9 protein-coding genes and 1 pseudogene are annotated in these 17,090 nt (G+C 59.0%); 3 read left to right on the top strand and 7 right to left on the bottom strand.

What is annotated here, in order from left to right; genetic code table 11:
* Positions 1-316 precede the first annotated feature (316 nt).
* Positions 317-2,197 carry a methyl-accepting chemotaxis protein gene (locus KL786_RS28225; protein WP_215519692.1) on the top strand — a complete coding sequence of 627 codons (1,881 nt, stop codon included), beginning with the start codon at positions 317-319 and terminating at the stop codon, positions 2,195-2,197.
* Positions 2,198-2,249: 52 nt separating this feature from the next.
* Here the strand turns inward: KL786_RS28225 and KL786_RS28230 are convergent, their stop codons facing one another.
* The 5 genes from KL786_RS28230 to KL786_RS28250 form a co-directional block, all read right to left on the bottom strand.
* On the bottom strand, positions 2,250-2,711 hold the full coding sequence (locus KL786_RS28230; protein ID WP_032862687.1) for an SRPBCC family protein: 462 nt from the start codon (positions 2,709-2,711) through the stop codon (positions 2,250-2,252).
* Positions 2,712-2,732: 21 nt separating this feature from the next.
* A complete protein-coding gene (locus KL786_RS28235) occupies positions 2,733-6,125 on the bottom strand; it encodes an amino acid adenylation domain-containing protein (RefSeq protein WP_215519693.1) in 3,393 nt (1,130 codons plus the stop codon).
* Complete coding sequence (locus KL786_RS28240) at positions 6,122-7,069, bottom strand: diiron oxygenase (protein ID WP_215519694.1); 948 nt, start codon at positions 7,067-7,069, stop codon at positions 6,122-6,124. Before KL786_RS28240 ends, KL786_RS28235 begins: the two co-directional genes overlap by 4 nt.
* On the bottom strand, positions 7,066-7,821 hold the full coding sequence (locus tag KL786_RS28245) for a DUF3050 domain-containing protein (protein WP_215519695.1): 756 nt from the start codon (positions 7,819-7,821) through the stop codon (positions 7,066-7,068). Before KL786_RS28245 ends, KL786_RS28240 begins: the two co-directional genes overlap by 4 nt.
* A 543-nt stretch (positions 7,822-8,364) precedes the next feature.
* The gene (locus KL786_RS28250) at positions 8,365-9,075 is read right to left on the bottom strand and encodes a GntR family transcriptional regulator (protein ID WP_215519696.1); all 711 of its coding nucleotides are present in this window, start codon (positions 9,073-9,075) and stop codon (positions 8,365-8,367) included.
* Positions 9,076-9,351: 276 nt separating this feature from the next.
* Here KL786_RS28250 and lapG point away from each other — a divergent pair, with 276 nt between their 5' ends.
* A complete protein-coding gene (gene lapG / locus KL786_RS28255; protein WP_032862692.1) occupies positions 9,352-10,050 on the top strand; it encodes a cysteine protease LapG in 699 nt (232 codons plus the stop codon).
* An 8-nt stretch (positions 10,051-10,058) separates the two neighbouring features.
* Complete coding sequence (gene lapD, locus KL786_RS28260; protein ID WP_215519697.1) at positions 10,059-12,005, top strand: cyclic di-GMP receptor LapD; 1,947 nt, start codon at positions 10,059-10,061, stop codon at positions 12,003-12,005.
* Between the two features lie 15 nt (positions 12,006-12,020).
* Here the strand turns inward: lapD and KL786_RS28265 are convergent, their stop codons facing one another.
* A complete protein-coding gene (locus KL786_RS28265; RefSeq protein WP_032862694.1) occupies positions 12,021-12,359 on the bottom strand; it encodes a hypothetical protein in 339 nt (112 codons plus the stop codon).
* Positions 12,360-12,519: 160 nt separating this feature from the next.
* Positions 12,520-17,090, bottom strand: a pseudogene (locus KL786_RS28270) (LapA family giant adhesin); the annotation flags it as partial.

A 17,090-nucleotide genomic window follows, 5' to 3' on the forward strand; every position in this document is an offset into this window, starting at 1 on the left:
CATCGCCGATGGTAGTGTGGGGTTTCCCCATGTGAGAGTAGGTCATCGTCAAGATCAAATTCCGAAACCCCCGTCTGCTAACGCAGGCGGGGGTTTTGTCGTTTTGGGGCCTGAGTGTTTTAGCCTGACCGCCTGTCGATTTCCTACATAAAAAGAAGATGTATCCCACAAATTTCTAAGATTTATCCAGTCTCGGCCGAAAGCCTGATGAGCCATGCGTGCACCGAAATAGAGCGGTCGTAGAGTCCGCCTATACCGTACATGGAAAGTTGCATTCGGCACGCTCACCCCCTTTTGGCAAAAAGAAGTCGATGAAATGAATCTCAAGTTCAGTCATAAAATTCTGTTGGCCGCGTCAGGCGTCGTGGTTTTGGCCTTCGCGCTCTTCACGTTGTACAACGACTACCTACAGCGCAATACCATCAGGCAAAACCTGGAGTCATCCATCCAACAGTCAGGAGACCTGACCGCCAGCAGCGTGCAGAACTGGCTCAGTGGTCGGGTGCTGGTCCTGGAAAACCTTGCGCAGAACGTTGCTCACCAAGGCAGTAATGCCGACCTTCCCGGTCTGGTTGATCAACCGGCATTCACCTCGAACTTTCAGTTCACCTATGTCGGTTCAACCAACGGCGTCTTCACCCAGCGCCCTGACGCGAAAATGCCTGATGGCTACGATCCGCGTCAGCGCCCCTGGTACAAACAGGCTGTCGCTGCCGACAAACCCATGCTGACACCGCCTTATAAGGCCGCCGTCGGTGGTTTGATCGTCACCATCGCGATGCCGGTCAAGAAGAATGGTGAACTGCTCGGTGTGGTCGGTGGCGACTTGAGCCTGCAAACCCTGGTGAAGATCATCAACTCGGTAGACTTCGGTGGCATTGGCCATGCATTCCTGGTCAGTGGCGACGGTCAGGTGATCGTCAGTCCCGACCAGGACCACGTGATGAAAAACCTCAAGGACATCTATCCAGGCAGCAACGTCCGTATTGAGAAGGTTAATCAGGACGTCGTCCTCAATGGCCAGGACCGTATTCTGTCCTTTACCCCGATCAGCGACTTGCCGGGCGCTGACTGGTACATAGGCCTGTCGATCGACAAAGACAAAGCCTACGCACCCCTGAGCAAATTCCGCACCTCCGCTTTGATCGCGATGTTCATTGCCGTCACAGCGATTGCCGTGTTGCTGAGCCTGTTGATTCAGGTGCTGATGCGTCCCCTGACAACCATGGGCCGTGCGATGCAGGACATTGCCCAGGGTGAGGGCGACCTGACCCGCCGCCTGGCTGTGGAAAGCAAAGATGAGTTTGGCGAGCTGGGTGGCGCGTTCAACCAGTTTGTCGAACGCATTCATGCCTCCATCAGCGAGGTGTCTTCGGCGACGAGGCATGTGCACGATCTTTCCCAGCGAGTGATGGCATCGTCCAACGCCTCGATTATCGGCTCTGACGAGCAGAGCGCCCGTACCAACAGCGTTGCTGCGGCTATTAACGAACTGGGTGCCGCCACCCAGGAAATCGCCCGTAACGCTGCTGACGCCTCGCAACACGCCAGTGGCGCCAGTGAGCAAGCCGATGACGGTCGTCAAGTGGTGGAGAAAACCATCCTGGCGATGTCCGAGCTGTCGCAGAAGATCAGCCTGTCCTGCACGCAGATCGAAACGCTGAATGCCAGTACCGATAACATCGGCCACATTCTTGATGTGATCAAGGGTATCTCCCAGCAAACCAACCTGCTGGCCCTCAACGCCGCGATTGAGGCTGCCCGTGCCGGTGAAGCCGGCCGTGGTTTTGCCGTAGTGGCCGACGAAGTCCGCAACCTGGCGCACCGTACCCAGGAGTCGGCGGAGGAGATTCATAAGATGATCACCTCGCTGCAGATCGGTTCACGCGAAGCGGTCACCACGATGAACGCCAGCCAGGTGTCCAGCGAAGAAAGCGTCGAGGTCGCCAACCAGGCGGGTGAACGCTTGATCAGCGTGACTCAGCGAATCGTCGAGATTGATGGCATGAACCAGTCGGTGGCGGCAGCCACTGAGGAACAGACCGCTGTGGTGGAGACGCTCAATGTTGATATCAACCAGATCAACCTGCTGAACCAGCAAGGTGTGGCCAACCTCAACGAGACCTTGAAAGACTGTGACGCGCTGTCACAACAAGCCAATCGCTTGAAGCAACTGGTCGACAGTTTCAAGATCTGATCAGCATGCTGTAAATATGGCGTAGTGCAGCAATGCACTGCGCCATTTTTTTTCAGCCAAGCAACCGACGCACGTTATCCAGTGCACTGTCGGCGAAACCCTGGATGAACTGTTCAAATCCCTCTTTATCGCCGGCATCAAGAGGCTCGGCGATGATGGTCCAGGTCGCACGCGCCAGGTTCTCCCCGAGCGACTCGACGCTCATCGCCGCCCACAGCCGGGCCACGCCCAAGGTGTTATAGATCGTGGTCCAGGTCATGTGCATCGCCAGCGCATCGTAACTGTTGAGCTGTTCCACGACGATATTGCCATCGTGGAAGCGTTTTTTACGTAGCGATCCCACACCGCTGCCCGTCATTGTGATGCGTGCCAGGGCAGGAATGAACGCGTCAAACCCCTCGAAACGACCTACGACCCGCCACAGGTTGGCGGCGCTGCAGGCCGTCACCACAGATGACACCAGCGGCTTGCCTTGGGGGTTTTTGATCAACGTATCGGGTTGTAGCTGTCTCATAAGTTTTTCCTGATGGGGGGCTCACAGAAAGCCGATGGCGTTGAGGTACTGGCATCCTCTGCGTAACAACGCGGGTTCTTTCTCGGGATACTGCGCACCCATCTGCTCGACGCCATGGCGTGCGTTCTCATGGCGAATCATTGAAATGTCGCCAATATCCTCTCCCTGCCCATTGAGGTAGAACCCGAGCACTCCGAAAAGGGCATTCTCGCGACCCACTTCGCGCAGATGGTGTTGCCAATCCGCTACGCTCACCAACTCGAACGCATGACCTGCCTGGCGAAACGACTCCACGTAGGTTTCCCACCGCAATGGCTGCGGATTGTGCAGGTTGAAGACGCTGCGTTCGGCAACGCAGTTGCCACTGTGGAAGGCAATGAAGCGCGCCAGGAAATCCACCGGCATCAGATCGAAGTTCAATCCAAGGCGTGGCACCCGACCCAATTGCAGCGAGCCCTTGAGCATCAGCATCAAGCGGTTTTTGTGCGGTTGGCAGACGCCGTTGCGGCTATTGAAACTGATGTTCCCGGGGCGATAGATATTGATCCAGGCGCCTTGCCCGGCGGCACGCCCCAAGAGTCGCTCAGCCACCCATTTGGACAGGTTATAGCCGTTCTTGATGTAGAGCGGCGGGGTGCTTGCCGCAGGTGCTTCAAGCACTTGCCCGTCAGGCCCGACGCTGCTTGACGCGGATAATGTGGACACGAAATTGAGCACTTTCTTGCAATGGGTTTCACACAGGCGCAGGCATTCAAGCACCGGCTCCACGTTGTCCTGGGCCAGCGATGCATAGTCCATGACGTGATTGACGTGGGCCGCGCTGTGTACCAGCACCCCATACTGGCGGGCGAGGTGCTCATAAACCTGTGCTTGCAGCCCCATGCGGGGTTGGCGCAGGTCGGCCGTGTACACACGCACGCGGCTCAGGTCCAGGTGTTCCAGGCGGTATTCGCGCAAGGCTTCGGTAAACCGTGCAGTGGCTGATTGCCCAGGATTTTCGCGCACCAGGCAGGCAACTTCTGTCGCCCCGGCCACCAGCAGGGCTTCGACGATATGGATGCCCAGGAAACTGTTGGCGCCCGTCACGATAGCCTTGTGGCGATCACCGGCACGCTCCCCCGGCAACAGCGCAATATCCAGCGTGCGTAGCGCATCGCTTAGCGCCCGGTCGGTGGGAGCCGTACCTGGCGCGCTGTCGCCCATCAACGCCGCGAGCGTCTGCACCGTTGGCGCTTCGATAAACCGGTTGAGGGGCAGGCTGCGCCCGTACAGCTCACGAATCCGCAGGAGCATGGTTGAAAGCAGGATAGAGTGGCCGCCGAGATGGAAAAAACTGTCATCAGTCGAGATCTCGTTGACTGGCAACCCCAGCAGCTCACTCCACAGGCCCAGCAATTGCACTTCCACTGGGGTATTGGGTCGCCGTTGAGGGTTATCCGAGACGGCGGCTTGAACCGCCAGCGCCAGCAAGGCCTGGCGGTCAACCTTGCCATTGCTGCCATAGGGCAGGCTCGCCAGCTCTTTGCACACGGTCGGTTGCATATAGTCCGGCAGCATCTGCCTGGCATGTTGCTTGAGCGCTGCCACGGCGGTGCCTGAATAGTTTGGATCAGCGTTGGCCACGAACGCGAGGACTCTGCGATCGTGGTCAATCACCACCGCTACCTGGCGAAATAGCTGGCTGGCGCGCAGACACTGCTCGATTTCCCGGGGCTCGACCCGAAAGCCACGGATCTTCACCTGCTGGTCCTGGCGCCCGACCAGCTCGATGCCCTCTGCAGTCCATTTCGCCAGGTCTCCCGTACGATAGGCGCGCAAGGCCTGGCCGTCAGGCAGCACAAGGTGCACAAAATACTTGGCCGTCTGTCGTGGCTGGTTCACATAACCAAGGCTTACCCCGGGGCCGACAATGTACAGCTCGCCGACCACCTGATCCTCGACCGGCTGGTGCTGCTCGTCGAGGATCAGCACCTGGCTGTTGGCGATTGGCTTGCCGAGGTTGAGATTGCTGTCGTCAGCCCGCATCCGGCGGCTGCTGACCAGCACTGTGGCCTCCGTCGGGCCATACAGGTTGTGCAAGGTGCATTGCCCGGCCATCTGCTGGATGACATGGGGTTCACAGAGGTCGCCACCGGTCACCAGGTGCTTCAAGCCCAGAGGTCGATCCATCGGGAGCAGGCTTAACAGTGCCGGCGGTAGGAATGCGTGGGAGACGCGCTGTTGCTGGATCAACTCAACCAACTGATGAGGGTCGCGACGCTGTTCTTCACTGGGAACGATCAGGGTCGCGCCCTGGCTCAGGGCCGGAAAGAGATCGATCAGTGAAGAATCAAAACTCAACGACGAAAATTGCAGTACGCGGCTGCACTCACTGAGTTCCACATACTGGCTGTACCACGCAGAGAAATGGGCCAGGTTATGTTGGCTGAGCAACACTCCTTTGGGCTGGCCGGTGGTGCCTGAGGTGTAAAACACCATGCAGGCACTGTCAGCCGAGGGTGAAGTGAGCGTCAGGGGGGTGCTGTCGTCGATGTCCTGGCTGTCTATGTGGCTGACATCCACAGCCATGAAGTGCGCGCGCAAGGGATGTTGACCATCATCGAGCAACAGCAGGGTGCCGGCATTCTCCAGCATGGCCCGCTGGCGCGGCAGTGGGTGGCCCGGTTCCAGCGGCAGATACACCGCGCCGCAGCCCAGGGTCGCCAGAATGCTGGCGTACAACCCGACAGACTTGCCCAGGCAGATACCGACCACAGGCGCCTGCCCAGCCCCGAGCAACGGCCGCAGCACCTGCGCAATGGCCAGGCTGTGCCGCAACAAGTGGCGATAGCTCAGGGTGTGGCCATCGATCTCCAGGGCCGGCCTGTCGGCAAAGACCCGCAAGCTTTGCTCCAGTTGCTGGATCAGTGGCGTGCGAGCTTTTTGCATCAGCAACGGCTCATCAGTTCGGTTCAGGTGATGCAGGTATGCCAGTCCCTCCAGGCCTAGCAGACTCTGCTCTGGATGTGTGGAAGCACTCGCGCGCTGTGTGAAATGGCCAGGGTTGCGCGAGAAACCACTGACTTGCAGCGCGACCCACTCGACCAGGTGCGCCACGGCCTGGCGCCGCAGTTGTTGACCGTTGCCGCAGGAGGGCGGTGTCACGTCCAGTACGGCCAGCAGTTGTTGTGCAAGGTCATAGCAGCGTATTTGCAGGACCGGCAGCCCCCTGTCACTCAAGGGCCCGATGGACAGGCGCAGGCTCATCACGGCCATGCCGGCCAGATCCTGTGTGACGGGCTGGCTGCCGTCTTCAATCAACAGGTCGATTGCTGGTGCCTGCGCGGCGAGATCATGGCCAAAGGGCGCCAGTGCCAGCCCCAGTTCATGCAAGGCCGGGCTGGTTCCGACCAGCGTAATACCGAGGCGTCTCATGACGGGCTCCCGGATACGGGCAGATAGGCGTTTAACGCTTGGGCGACACACGGTGTTTGCAGCAGCCCACTGCGGCGCAGCAACCCCATGATGTTACTGATCAGCGGGTGCTGATGGGTGATGGGGAAGGCCAAAGCGTTGACCTCGACCCGCAGTGCTGCGCGGGCATGGGGACTGATATCCAGATGCTCGATCAATCGCAGGTCGAAGTCCCTTTGCAGGTCATTGGTCAAATAGTGTTGCAGGAAGATCGGCAGGATCCGGGCGATACAGTGGCGGTCTTCTTCGCTTGCCGTTTGCCAGTAGAGTCGCACCAGGCAGGTCCAAAAGTTGGCGTGGCGCCCCTCGTCAGCCAGATGGTCGGCCATCAACCCCCTTACCGATTGTTTGACGCTGTCATCCTTGGCAAACGCCGCCACGTCATGGGTGACCGTGTTCTCGGCAATCGCCACGCAAATCAGCTCTACGGCATCCTGTAGATGTGCCGGCGCTTGTGCCTGTGCGATGGGTATGGCGCGGCTCAATTCGATAGTCGCCGGCAGTTCCAGCGGCGCGATACCGGTCTGCTCCAGCGTTTGCTGCATGAAGTCCAAGGCGACGAGGGCGTGGTAGTCCTCATCGACCACCACGGTCATGGCGTCGTAGCGGCAGGCGGCAGGGAAGGGGATTGAGCAGCGATTCTTGGCGATGCCCCGTGCGGTTTTATCAACGATCTCGGTTTCAAAGATCACCACGTCATGGATGAACTTGTAGAACGTCTGCACCAGGACAAAATCGCGCCACTGCGGGCAATGTTCGAGAAAGCTCGCGCTGAGTACCAACGGTTGGCGACACAGGGGATAGATCAGCTTGTCGTCATCTTCCAGCAGGCGTCGCGGGCGAGTGCGGATGGTTGCCTGATGCTCCCAGTCGGTCGCAAACGGGCGGTAGTCGGCAGCGTTCACAGGCTCACCTCCCGGCGCAGGCCGTCCCACAAGGCAATGCGGCTCTCTACGGCGCTCAGGGCTGCGCTCCAGGCCTGTTCTTCGCGCAGGGGGTCCGACTGGATCAGCCGCCGGAGCAGGCGCTCTGCGGCTGGCTCATGGCCCTGGGCGTCCAACTCGATGTGTCGCTGTAGGTAGTAGCACAAGCTGGGGGCTTGCCGGTGGGCAACGTTGCTGCCTTCCAGGATGCGTTTGAACATCGTCGGGATGACACTTTCGCGGCCATGCAGGAAGGTTGCGGCGACACAATGGGTCGGTGCGTTCAAGGCAACGTCCAGGGTGTGCCGGACAAAGCGCTCCACCGCAGGATCAATCGTGATCTGTGCCAAGGCGCTGTCGACGCTTGCCCCCTCTCGTTGCAACGCGATGAAACGTTCGATGGGGAGGGTGCTGGCTCCCACCTCGCGCATGGCGTCCAGATACAGTTCGAAGTGGCTGCTGTGCCCGGTGTCCAGGCGCTGGTCTGATTCTTCGTCCAGGACAATTTCGTTGATCAACCGCGCGGCCTGTGGGTCTGTTGGCGGCAACCAGGGCAGGCGCATGCAGGTCAGGTCCTGTTGCAGGCGTTTGGTCAGCGTCATGAAATCCCAAACGGCAAAAACATGGTTTTGCATAAAGTGTTGTAATTGAGGGAAAGAATTGATTTCTAGAAAAATCGGATGTTCATGTAGTTGCAGTTTTTTATGTCTAATTAGTTCTTGTGGTTGAAACATGGTTAATGCCCATAAGTCGTTGTGTCGACTCAAATGAAAAGTTTGTTTAGGACCAAGTGCATGTTGCTGGCGAGGGCTTCGCTGCCCGATCGAGAGGTTCTTGTGTCTGGCTTGGTTACCCGGCAAGCAACAAATAGTGACAAAGCACACTCGTCTTGTTGGGGCGTGCGTCGTCCACAGTTATGCCCAAGCCTGTGTCCACGCTTTCGACTGAAGTGCCAAGACCCATTAAAGAGTAATCACTTGGTTAAGTGTTCAGATACTTTCTGAGTTATATAAGTTTTTTCTACGGGGAGGGAAATGCTGTAGTTGAACTTTCTGTTCGAGGTAGGAACGTTCCTTGTTGTTTGCGAGTTTAAATAAGTGGACTTAACGGGCAGGGTTTGATTCGCTGTTGTTTTGCAACGCTGGCGGTTTCCTGTCGGTCAATCTCGGGTCTGTTGGCGCACCGTCCAGGAGGGGACGGCGGGTACGGAGCGGCTTTGTACGTGTGCGGCGCCTGGTGATCCAGGTCGCGCACGGGGCGGCCAAGGTCGGAAGAAATCACCGCGGCCCTTTGTCGTTGTCCTGTTCAATGCTGTTGAGGTAATGCGTGATCACTTCCATCCCGCGCATCAGGTGATTGCGCAGCGTCAGTACACTCTGCTCGACCTTTTTCTGTGCGACCAGGTCCAGCAGTTCGCGGTGGTCTTCCTGGGAGGTTTCGCCCAGCCCCATGGCTTCAAGGTTGAACCGCAGGAAACGTTCTTCCTCATTCAGCCCGTGCTCCACCAGGTTCAACAGTCGCTGGTTGGGTGCCTTGCCATATAGCGTCATATGAAACAGGCGGTTGAACCGGCCGATTTCGGTGTAGTCGGTTTCGCGCTCAAGGGTGTCGATCAAGGCGCCCGCCTGTTCGATATCGTTCTCGCTGAGCAACGGGATCGATAAACGCAGTGCCTCCGACTCCAGGAGAATGCGCAGGGCGTAGGTCTCCGCCGAGTTATCTTCAATCAGCGGAGCAACCACGGCGCCTTTGTGGGTTACAACATGCAGCAGCGACTGAGCCTCCAGTTGGCGCAGCGCCTCGCGCACCGGCATCCGGCTGACCCCGAACAGGCTGGCCAGTTCTTGCTGGCGCATGGCGGTGCCGCAAGGCAGGCGGCCATCCAGTATGGCGTTGCGCAATGTTTCTTCGATAACGGAGCGAGCGAGGTGAGCGGGAATGGGCCCACTGATCTTGATGCTGCTCAAAGGGTTCGGCTTGTGCGTCACGACTACGCTATCCTCCTTTCTTGTTGGAATGGGTTATGGCTAATTGGATCCAAAGAACACTAGAGATTGCATGCAGGCTTGTCAAACAGGCAAGGTTTCCCTTTGTAAGCGACTCAACAGCGCGGTATTTCATCGCACATTATGGCTTGCGGACGTCTTACAAGGCGCAATGGTTTAGCTGAGTGGGTGCTGAGTGATTGCACTGTGCCATTGTCTTTTGCCGATCGACCCTTCACCATCGATTGATTCTCCGTCTCTTTCTACGGACTGAAGCCATTGGCGGTACGTTTTACTCCCTCGCGGATCCTGTGCTGGCTGTTTTCAGCGCTGCTGCTGGCTGGCTTATTGCCCGGCGGGCTGCATGCCGATTGGGATTTTTCCCAGATCAGCCGGCGCGCCACGGGGCTCTATGGGCCGCTGGGTGCAGGACAGCAACGTATCGACGACTGGCAGCAGTTGCTGGCGACACAGAAACAAGGCAGTGAGCTGGAGCAGCTCAAGGTGGTCAACCTGTTCTTCAACAAGCGGGTGCGCTATGTCGAGGATATCGACTTGTGGAACCAGGTCGATTATTGGGAAACGCCCATCGAAGCCCTGTGGAAAGGCGCCGGCGATTGTGAAGACTACGCCATCGCCAAGTATTTCAGCCTGCGCCGCCTGGGTGTCTCCAGCGACAAATTGCGCATTACCTACGTCAAGGCGTTGCGGCAAAATCGTGCCCACATGGTCTTGACCTATTATTCGACGCCAGAGGCCATGCCGCTGGTGCTCGACAGCCTGATCGACGAAATCCAGCCCGCCAGCCAACGGACCGACTTGCTGCCGGTCTACTCCTTCAACGCCGAAGGCTTGTACCTGCCGGGCGCCAAGGGCAACAAGAAGGTCGGCGACACCAAACGCCTGTCGCGCTGGCAGGATGTGCTGAAGAAAATGCGTGCGGAAGGCTTCCCCGCCGAGCCGGCCAACGAGGAGTAACTGCTCAGATGTCACTGTTCAAACAGCTGTTGATTGCTATCTGTCTGTTCCTGGTGGTCGCCTTCAGCGGCAGCTTCATGGTCAGCCTGGAAAGCTCGCGTACCCAGTACGTGAACCAGCTGCGCTCCCACGCGCAGGATGCGGCGACGGCCCTGGCGTTGTCCCTGACACCCAATATCGACGACCCGGCGATGGTCGAGCTGCTGGTCAGCTCGATCTTCGACAGCGGCTATTACGCGAGCATCCGCGTGGTCGACGTGACCAATGACCAGGTCATCGTCGAGCGCAGCGGTATCCCCGACAATAACGGTGTACCCAACTGGTTCGTCAAGTTGATCGGCCTTGAGCCGGCCGGTGGCGACGCTCTGGTCAGCCGTGGCTGGGAACAGGCGGCGCGGGTCGAGGTGGTCAGCCATCCGATGTTCGCGCTGGCCAAGCTGTGGCAGAGCGCCCTGGGCAGCCTCGGCTGGCTGCTGTTGTGTGGCGCGGTAAGTGCCGTGCTGGGCGCGCTGTTGCTGCGCCGGCAACTGAAGCCATTGGACTACATGGTCAAGCAGTCTCACGCCATTGCCCGTCGCGAGTTCCTGAGCCTGCCGGATCTGCCGCGCACTCCGGAACTGCGCCGGGTGGTGCAGGCAATGAACCAGATGGTGGAAAAGCTCAAGGCACTGTTCCAGGAACAGGCCGAGCGCAGTGAAAAGCTGCGGGTAGAGTCCTATCAGGACAACCTCACGGGCCTGGCCAATCGACGCTATTTCGAGATGCAACTCAACGCCCGGGTCAGCAACCCCGAAGAAACCAACTCGGGTTACTTGCTGGTGCTGCGGGTCAAGGACCTGGCCGGTCTTAACCAACGGCTGGGCGGCCAGCGCACCGACCAATTGTTGCAGGCGGTCGGCGAACAGCTGCTGCGCCAGTGCGAGCCGTATCCGGAAACCCACAACCTGGTCACCCGTATCCGCGGTGGCGAGTTTGCCGTGCTGGCGCCGGGGCTGATGCGTGAAGAGGCGTTGCAGCTGGCGCAGAACCTGGAAAGCACCCTGCAAAGCCTGCAAGCCACCGGCGCCAGTGACGTTTCGCCGGTTGCCTGTATCGGCCTGGCGCCGTTCAATCATGGTGATTCGCCACAAGCCCTGTTGACCCTGGCCGACCAGGCGCTGGCCCAGGCCGAAACCCAGGGCGATGTCAGTTGGGTGTGCCTGGACCACAGCGCAGCTGCCAGCGTCGGCGACGACCATCATGCCTGGCACACACTGCTGGACCAGGCGCTGACCCAGCACCGCTTCGAGTTGTACTTCCAACCGGTGGTGGCCAGCCAGGATCCGCAACTGGTCCTGCATTACAAAGTGCTCTCGCGCTTGGTCGACGGCCATGGCCACACGATCCCGGCCGGCCGTTTCCTGCCTTGGCTTGAGCGGTTTGGCTGGTCGGCGCGCCTGGATCGGGTGATGTTGGAGCTGGTACTCAAACAAATGGCCAGCCACGAGCACTCGCTGGCCCTGAACCTGTCTGCGGCCACGCTGGCAGACCCGCAGGCCCTGAATCGCGTGTTCGACCTGCTGCGCCAGCACGCCAACCTGGGCCCGCGCCTGACCCTGGAAATCGGTGAAGAGCAACTGCCCGAACAAGCCGTGCTGGAGCAGTTGACCCAGCGTCTGCGCGAGCTGAACTTCTCCCTCAGCCTGCAACGCTTTGGCGGGCGCTTCAGCATGATCGGCAACCTGGCGCGCTTGGGCCTGGCCTACCTGAAGATCGATGGCAGCTACATCCGCGACATCGACCAGGAAAGCGACAAGCGCCTGTTCATCGAAGCCATCCAGCGCGCAGCCCACAGCATCGACTTGCCGCTGATTGCCGAGCGGGTCGAAACCGAGGGTGAATTGAAGGTGATTCGCGAGATGGGGATTTTTGGCGTGCAGGGCCAGCTGTTTGGTGAGCCGGCGCCCTGGCGCTGAGGCTGTGGGCCGGCCTCAGATCAGGCCGGTCTCATCATCATTGATCAGGTGGCTCAGGCCACCCAGTGCTTCCCGCGCGTGGCTGCGGTCTTTCAACTTGGCTTGTGCGGCGACCGGCAGGTCAGTCAGATTGATTACGCCTTTGTGGATCAGCACCTGAATCAAGTCTTCCAGCACCCGGATCATCTCCGAGTCACTGTGCTTGAGCTGCTTGAGGCTCACCTCCGCTTCTTCATTGGCGAACCAGGCCTGGATCTCATGATGGTCCGCTGGCAGGGTCCCGGTCGACTCGGCGAAGGCAACCGCCTCGGCGCGAATCAGCTCACCCTGTGCATCACGTTGCACGTAGAACATTGAACATCCCTCATGAGAAGAACTGACGACAGCCTGTCAGAGCATAGGCCAACGGCGCGCGATTGGGCGTGAGTATGCCGTGCAATCGCGACCCCATGCCAGTGAACGGTGGCCGCAAATGAATCGGCCGCCTCAAGAGGCGGCCGATTCACGGTTGCTTTTAGGTGTGATCGACCTTGATGGTCGGGTCAGCACCGGTGATCAGCGAGTTGATCGACTGACCGGACCAGTTGTTGCCTTCCAGCTTGATCGTTACATCCGCGTTGGCCAGGCCACCGGCGGCGTTGAGCTTGCCTTCGGAACTGATCTGCAGCGTGGTCACGTTATCCACCGTGGTCAACTTCAGGAAGTTGTCGATGGTGCCGTCGGTTTCGCCCTTGAGCAGGTCGCGCAGGTCGATACGGTCGCCTTCCGATGCCTTGAAGTCCTTGATCACATCGTTGCCGGTGTCGCCCGCTCTCCAGACAAAGGTATCGGCACCGGTGCCGCCGATCAGGATGTCATTGCCCTGGCCGCCGATGAGCGTGTCGCTACCGGTACCGCCCAACAGAATGTCGTTGCCCTTGCCACCGTCCAGGTAGTCGTTGCCGCCCTGGCCGAACAGGATGTCATCACCCGAACCACCCAGCAGGGTGTCATTGCCGTCCTTGGCACCCGAGGTGTTGAACTCGTTGTAGTGCTCGGTGATGTACTTGTGCACATCCTGGCCGGTGACTGCAGACACCGCTACGCCGTTTTTCCCTGCCACGTAGGTCTGGATGGCGTTGTAGCCTTCGCCTGTAACATCCTTGAAGGTCACCAGGTCGCCAAACAGGATGTCGTTGCCGTCACCCCCATCGACACGGTCGGCCCCCGGCAGGGTGGCCTCGCTGCTACCGAGGATGGCGTTAGCCAGGTCCTTCGGATCGATGTTGGCTTGTGGCTTGTTATCGCTGTCGTACGGTTTCAACTGATCCAGGCTGACGCCACTGTTGAGGCCGATGGCTTCGACACCGCCGGTGGACAGGCCCTTGAGCAGTGCGAATGCGCTATTGGAGTTAGTGGTGGTGGTGGTGTCGGTATAGTTGCCATAACCGTCACGCACCGACAGCTCAAAAGTGCCATCCCCTTGGGCGTGGATGACTCCCGGGTTGTACTGTGACCAGCCCCCGTTGTTGATCCAGAGCGTCATTTTCCCGACAGCATCAATATCAATCAGGTGAGTCGAGTCGATAGTGATCCGGGTGGCGGTGCCTAGGGTGTAGTTGTTCATGTTGACGACATCATCCAGCTTGACGTTGCCGTACAAGGTCGGGTTGCCCTGCTCGCTGCGTTGGTAATACGTCGGCTGGCCATCGGTGATGAAGTACGTTGTGTTGATTGCGCCAGTGTTGCTGGTCGCCTTGGCACTGTTGAAGAAGTTGGATGCGGCCTTGAACACGTCTTCGTAGTTGGTCCCGCCTTCAGACACCATCGAGTCCAGGACTTTCTGCAGGGCAGCCAGAGCACCTGGGTCTTTCAGGTTGACCGTAGCGGTCTGGTTGACTTGGGTATCGAAGTCCGCGAGGAAGATATTCACGACGCCAGAGGTGCTGGAGCCGATACTGTCTTTCAGTGAGTTGAACACGGTGGTCAGCGAGGCTTTAGCCGCCGCCACCGAGTCCGCACCCATACTGCCCGACGTATCGATCATGAACGCGATGTTGTAGTTCTTGCCCTGGACCACGTTCAGGCCCGAAACGTCCGCCACGATGATGTCGTTGCCACTGGTACCGGTGACGTTGTCATCGCCCGAAGTCGCCGTGCTTCCGCTATAGGTTGCCGGGTACACCTTGACCGGCAGATTGGCAACGGTTGTGGCCGAGCCGCCGAGGCTTTCGGTGGAGGTCGACGTCACGGTCAGGTTGTACTGGCCGCTGGTGTAAGGCAGTGGCTTGAGGCTCAAATTATTGAGATCCCAACCGGTGACATTGACTTCGGTCAGGCCGTTGGTTGCCGTGAAGGTATGCCCGGCACCGTCGCTGAGCACTGCGCCCACCGGGATGCTGCCAATCTTCACGCTCAGGGTTTCCGAACCGTCGGTATCGGTCAGGCCGGTGGTGACCTTGGTCAGCTTGACCGTGCCGTTTTCCAGCCCTTCGTTGAGCTTGTACGCATCGTAGTAGCCCTGGCCGTTGGTGCCGTGCAGGTCAGACACCTGGGCACCTGCGCTGATCAGGTCATTGACCCCGGTGTAGATCGGGATGTTGGTATTGCTCAGGTTGGTGACCGGACCACCGTTGACCGACAGGTTGACGTCATAGCTGCCGGCGCCCGCCTGGTTGGCATGGTAGATATCAATGCTGTAGTAGCCATTGCTGGTCGGCGTGAACGTACCGCTGAACTGGCCGGAGTTCGAGCCCCAGGTGCCGCTGGCCACGTCTTTGCCGCCGATGTTGACCAGGATGCTGTCATCGCCATAACCACTGAAGGTATAGGTCTTGCCGGCTTCCAGGTAGATCAGACCGGAGGTCTTCGACCCGGCGCCGCCCGGTACGTCTGCAGTTGACGTGACGTCGGTGGCAATCGTCGTGCTGTTTGGCGTGCCTGCTTTGTCGATCGCATTTTTCAGCACGGTCGCCGAGGCGCCGTTGCCGTTGTTACCCAGGTTCGCAATGCTGTTCCAGCTCTGCTTCGTCAGGCCGATCGAGGCGATGTTGTTGTCGGCAACGCTCAAGGTTGGCGCATCCGCAACCGGTGTGATGTCGACTTTCACAGTAGTGCTGGTGCCCAGGTCCTTGCCATCGGTTGGCTGGAACTTGAACTGTGCATAATCAGCCTGCTTGTTGCCCACACCGGTGCCGCCGTAGCCGTCGGCCCCGGATTCGTTGGCGTTTGGCGTGAAGCGCAACTGGCCACCGTCGATCTGCGCCTTGGTGAAGGTCTGGCCGGCGCTCACGTTGGTCCAGGTGGTGCCATCCGCTGCCAGGAACTGCAGCTTGCCGGCAACTGGCAGCTCGGTGATTTTCACCCCGAGGCTGGCCTGAGGGGAATCCACATCGGTGACCCCGAAGTTAGCCCAGGTCAGCGTCAGCGGCGTGTCTTCGGTGCCGGTAACGGCACTGCCAGTGGCAACCGGTGCGTCGTTGACTGCCGTTACGTTGACTGTGGTGGTTGCCACGTTCGAGTAGTTGCCACCGTCGGTCACGGTCACGGTGATGGTCCGTGGCGTGGTGCTCGGGTCGTCGCTGCTGTTGCTGAACGTGATGTTCTTGATCTGCTGCATGTAGTCAGCCAGCGACGCCGTGCCAGTCAAGGTCAGGGTGATCTTGCCGGTGACAGGGTCTGTGACCGAAGTCACGGTGATACCGGTGACGTTGCTGTAGCCCAACGAATCGTTCGGCTGAGTATTAGTCAGCACCACCGTGGCGCCAGTGAGCTGGGTGCTGTCCGGGTCGGTGATCTTGATGTCGGTGTCAGCAATCGACACGCTATTGCCGCCTTCGGTGAACGTGGTCTTGAAGTCGTTCCCGGTGGCGCCGCTGGAGTTGTTGGCATCCAGATCGATAACCGGTGGTGCATCGTTATCGATGATCGAGGTTTCAACTTTACCGTTGGTGGGGCTGACCACCAGGTTCTCGAAGTTGCCGCCGGAAGTGCCAGAGATGCTGATCTCGAACTTCTCCGTAGGCTCGGTCAGCTTGTCGTCGATAGTCTTGATATCGAACGTCGCGGTGCTTTGGCCGGCCGGAATCTTCACGGTGTACACGCCGGTGAAGTCTGAACCGTCCTGGGCCACGCCTTTGTACGAGAGGGTCACCGTGACTTCGGTTTCCGCCGGTTGGGTCAGGTTCAACGTGTAGTGAGCGGTCTGGCCTTCGGTAACCGAGGCGTCGCCCGCGATACTGATCACGGTGTTGCTCGTTACGTCCGTCACCTTGGTGACCACTGGCGTGCCGACCGGGATCAGGTTTTCATACTTGTCGCCACCGCTGACCACGGTGGTGATCTTGGCGGAAATATCCTTGGCACCGACGTAGAAGTCATTCGGCGCGGTGAAGTTGGCAGTACCGTTGGTCTTGCCATTGCCGATGGTAATGCTCAAGTTGTTATCCAACTTGATCACCAGGTCGGAACCCACGTTGGTCACGGCCACGCCGTTCTTGTCCACGAGGCTGGCGGTGTAGACGATCTGGCCACCTTCGGCGACGCTGGTAGTGGCGGTCAGTACGACCTTCACATCGTCGATGGTGTCGTTGATCTGAGTCGTTGCGCCGTCGCCAGCCACTACGAGTTTCTCGAAGTTGCCGCCAGCAGTCCCGGTGATCTGGACGGTCTGGGTGCTCTTGTCGATGAACACGTCATCGCCCGGGGCATCAACCGTCACGGTGCCAACGGTTTCGCCGGCTTTGATGGTGATGGTTTGTTTGTTGTCGAGGGTCAGGGTGACGTCGGTATCCGCTTTATTAGAAAGCGTGGCGGTGTAGATGATCTTGCCGCCTTCACTTACTTCAGACGGAGCGGTCAGGGTGACGGTGGTGGTGTTGTCGGTACCTGGGGTATCGGTGACAGTCGTAGTGACCTTGTCAGTACCTGGGACCAAGTTCTCGAAGTGCTCACCGCCAGTTACTTCCTTGATGCCGGTCGTAACAGTCTGATCACCTTTGTACACATCATCTGGAGCCACAACCGAAACAGTACCGCTCGATTGGTTCACACCGATGGTGATGGTCTGGTTGTTATCCAAAGTCACAGTCAGCGGGCCGGTGGTGT

This window comes from Pseudomonas sp. TAE6080 (genome assembly GCF_018732265.1).
In the GTDB taxonomy this organism is placed as follows: Bacteria; Pseudomonadota; Gammaproteobacteria; order Pseudomonadales; family Pseudomonadaceae; genus Aquipseudomonas; species Aquipseudomonas brenneri.

What these genes read in the sequence shown, in the direction of transcription:
- lapD (WP_215519697.1), top strand. Translation starts at nt 10,059, where the DNA reads ATGTCACTGTTCAAACAGCTGTTGATTGCTATCTGTCTGTTCCTGGTG.
- KL786_RS28235 (WP_215519693.1), bottom strand. Translation starts at nt 6,125, where the DNA reads ATGAGACGCCTCGGTATTACGCTGGTCGGAACCAGCCCGGCCTTGCAT.
- KL786_RS28245 (WP_215519695.1), bottom strand. Translation starts at nt 7,821, where the DNA reads ATGTTTCAACCACAAGAACTAATTAGACATAAAAAACTGCAACTACAT.
- KL786_RS28230 (WP_032862687.1), bottom strand. Translation starts at nt 2,711, where the DNA reads ATGAGACAGCTACAACCCGATACGTTGATCAAAAACCCCCAAGGCAAG.
- KL786_RS28225 (WP_215519692.1), top strand. Translation starts at nt 317, where the DNA reads ATGAATCTCAAGTTCAGTCATAAAATTCTGTTGGCCGCGTCAGGCGTC.
- KL786_RS28265 (WP_032862694.1), bottom strand. Translation starts at nt 12,359, where the DNA reads ATGTTCTACGTGCAACGTGATGCACAGGGTGAGCTGATTCGCGCCGAG.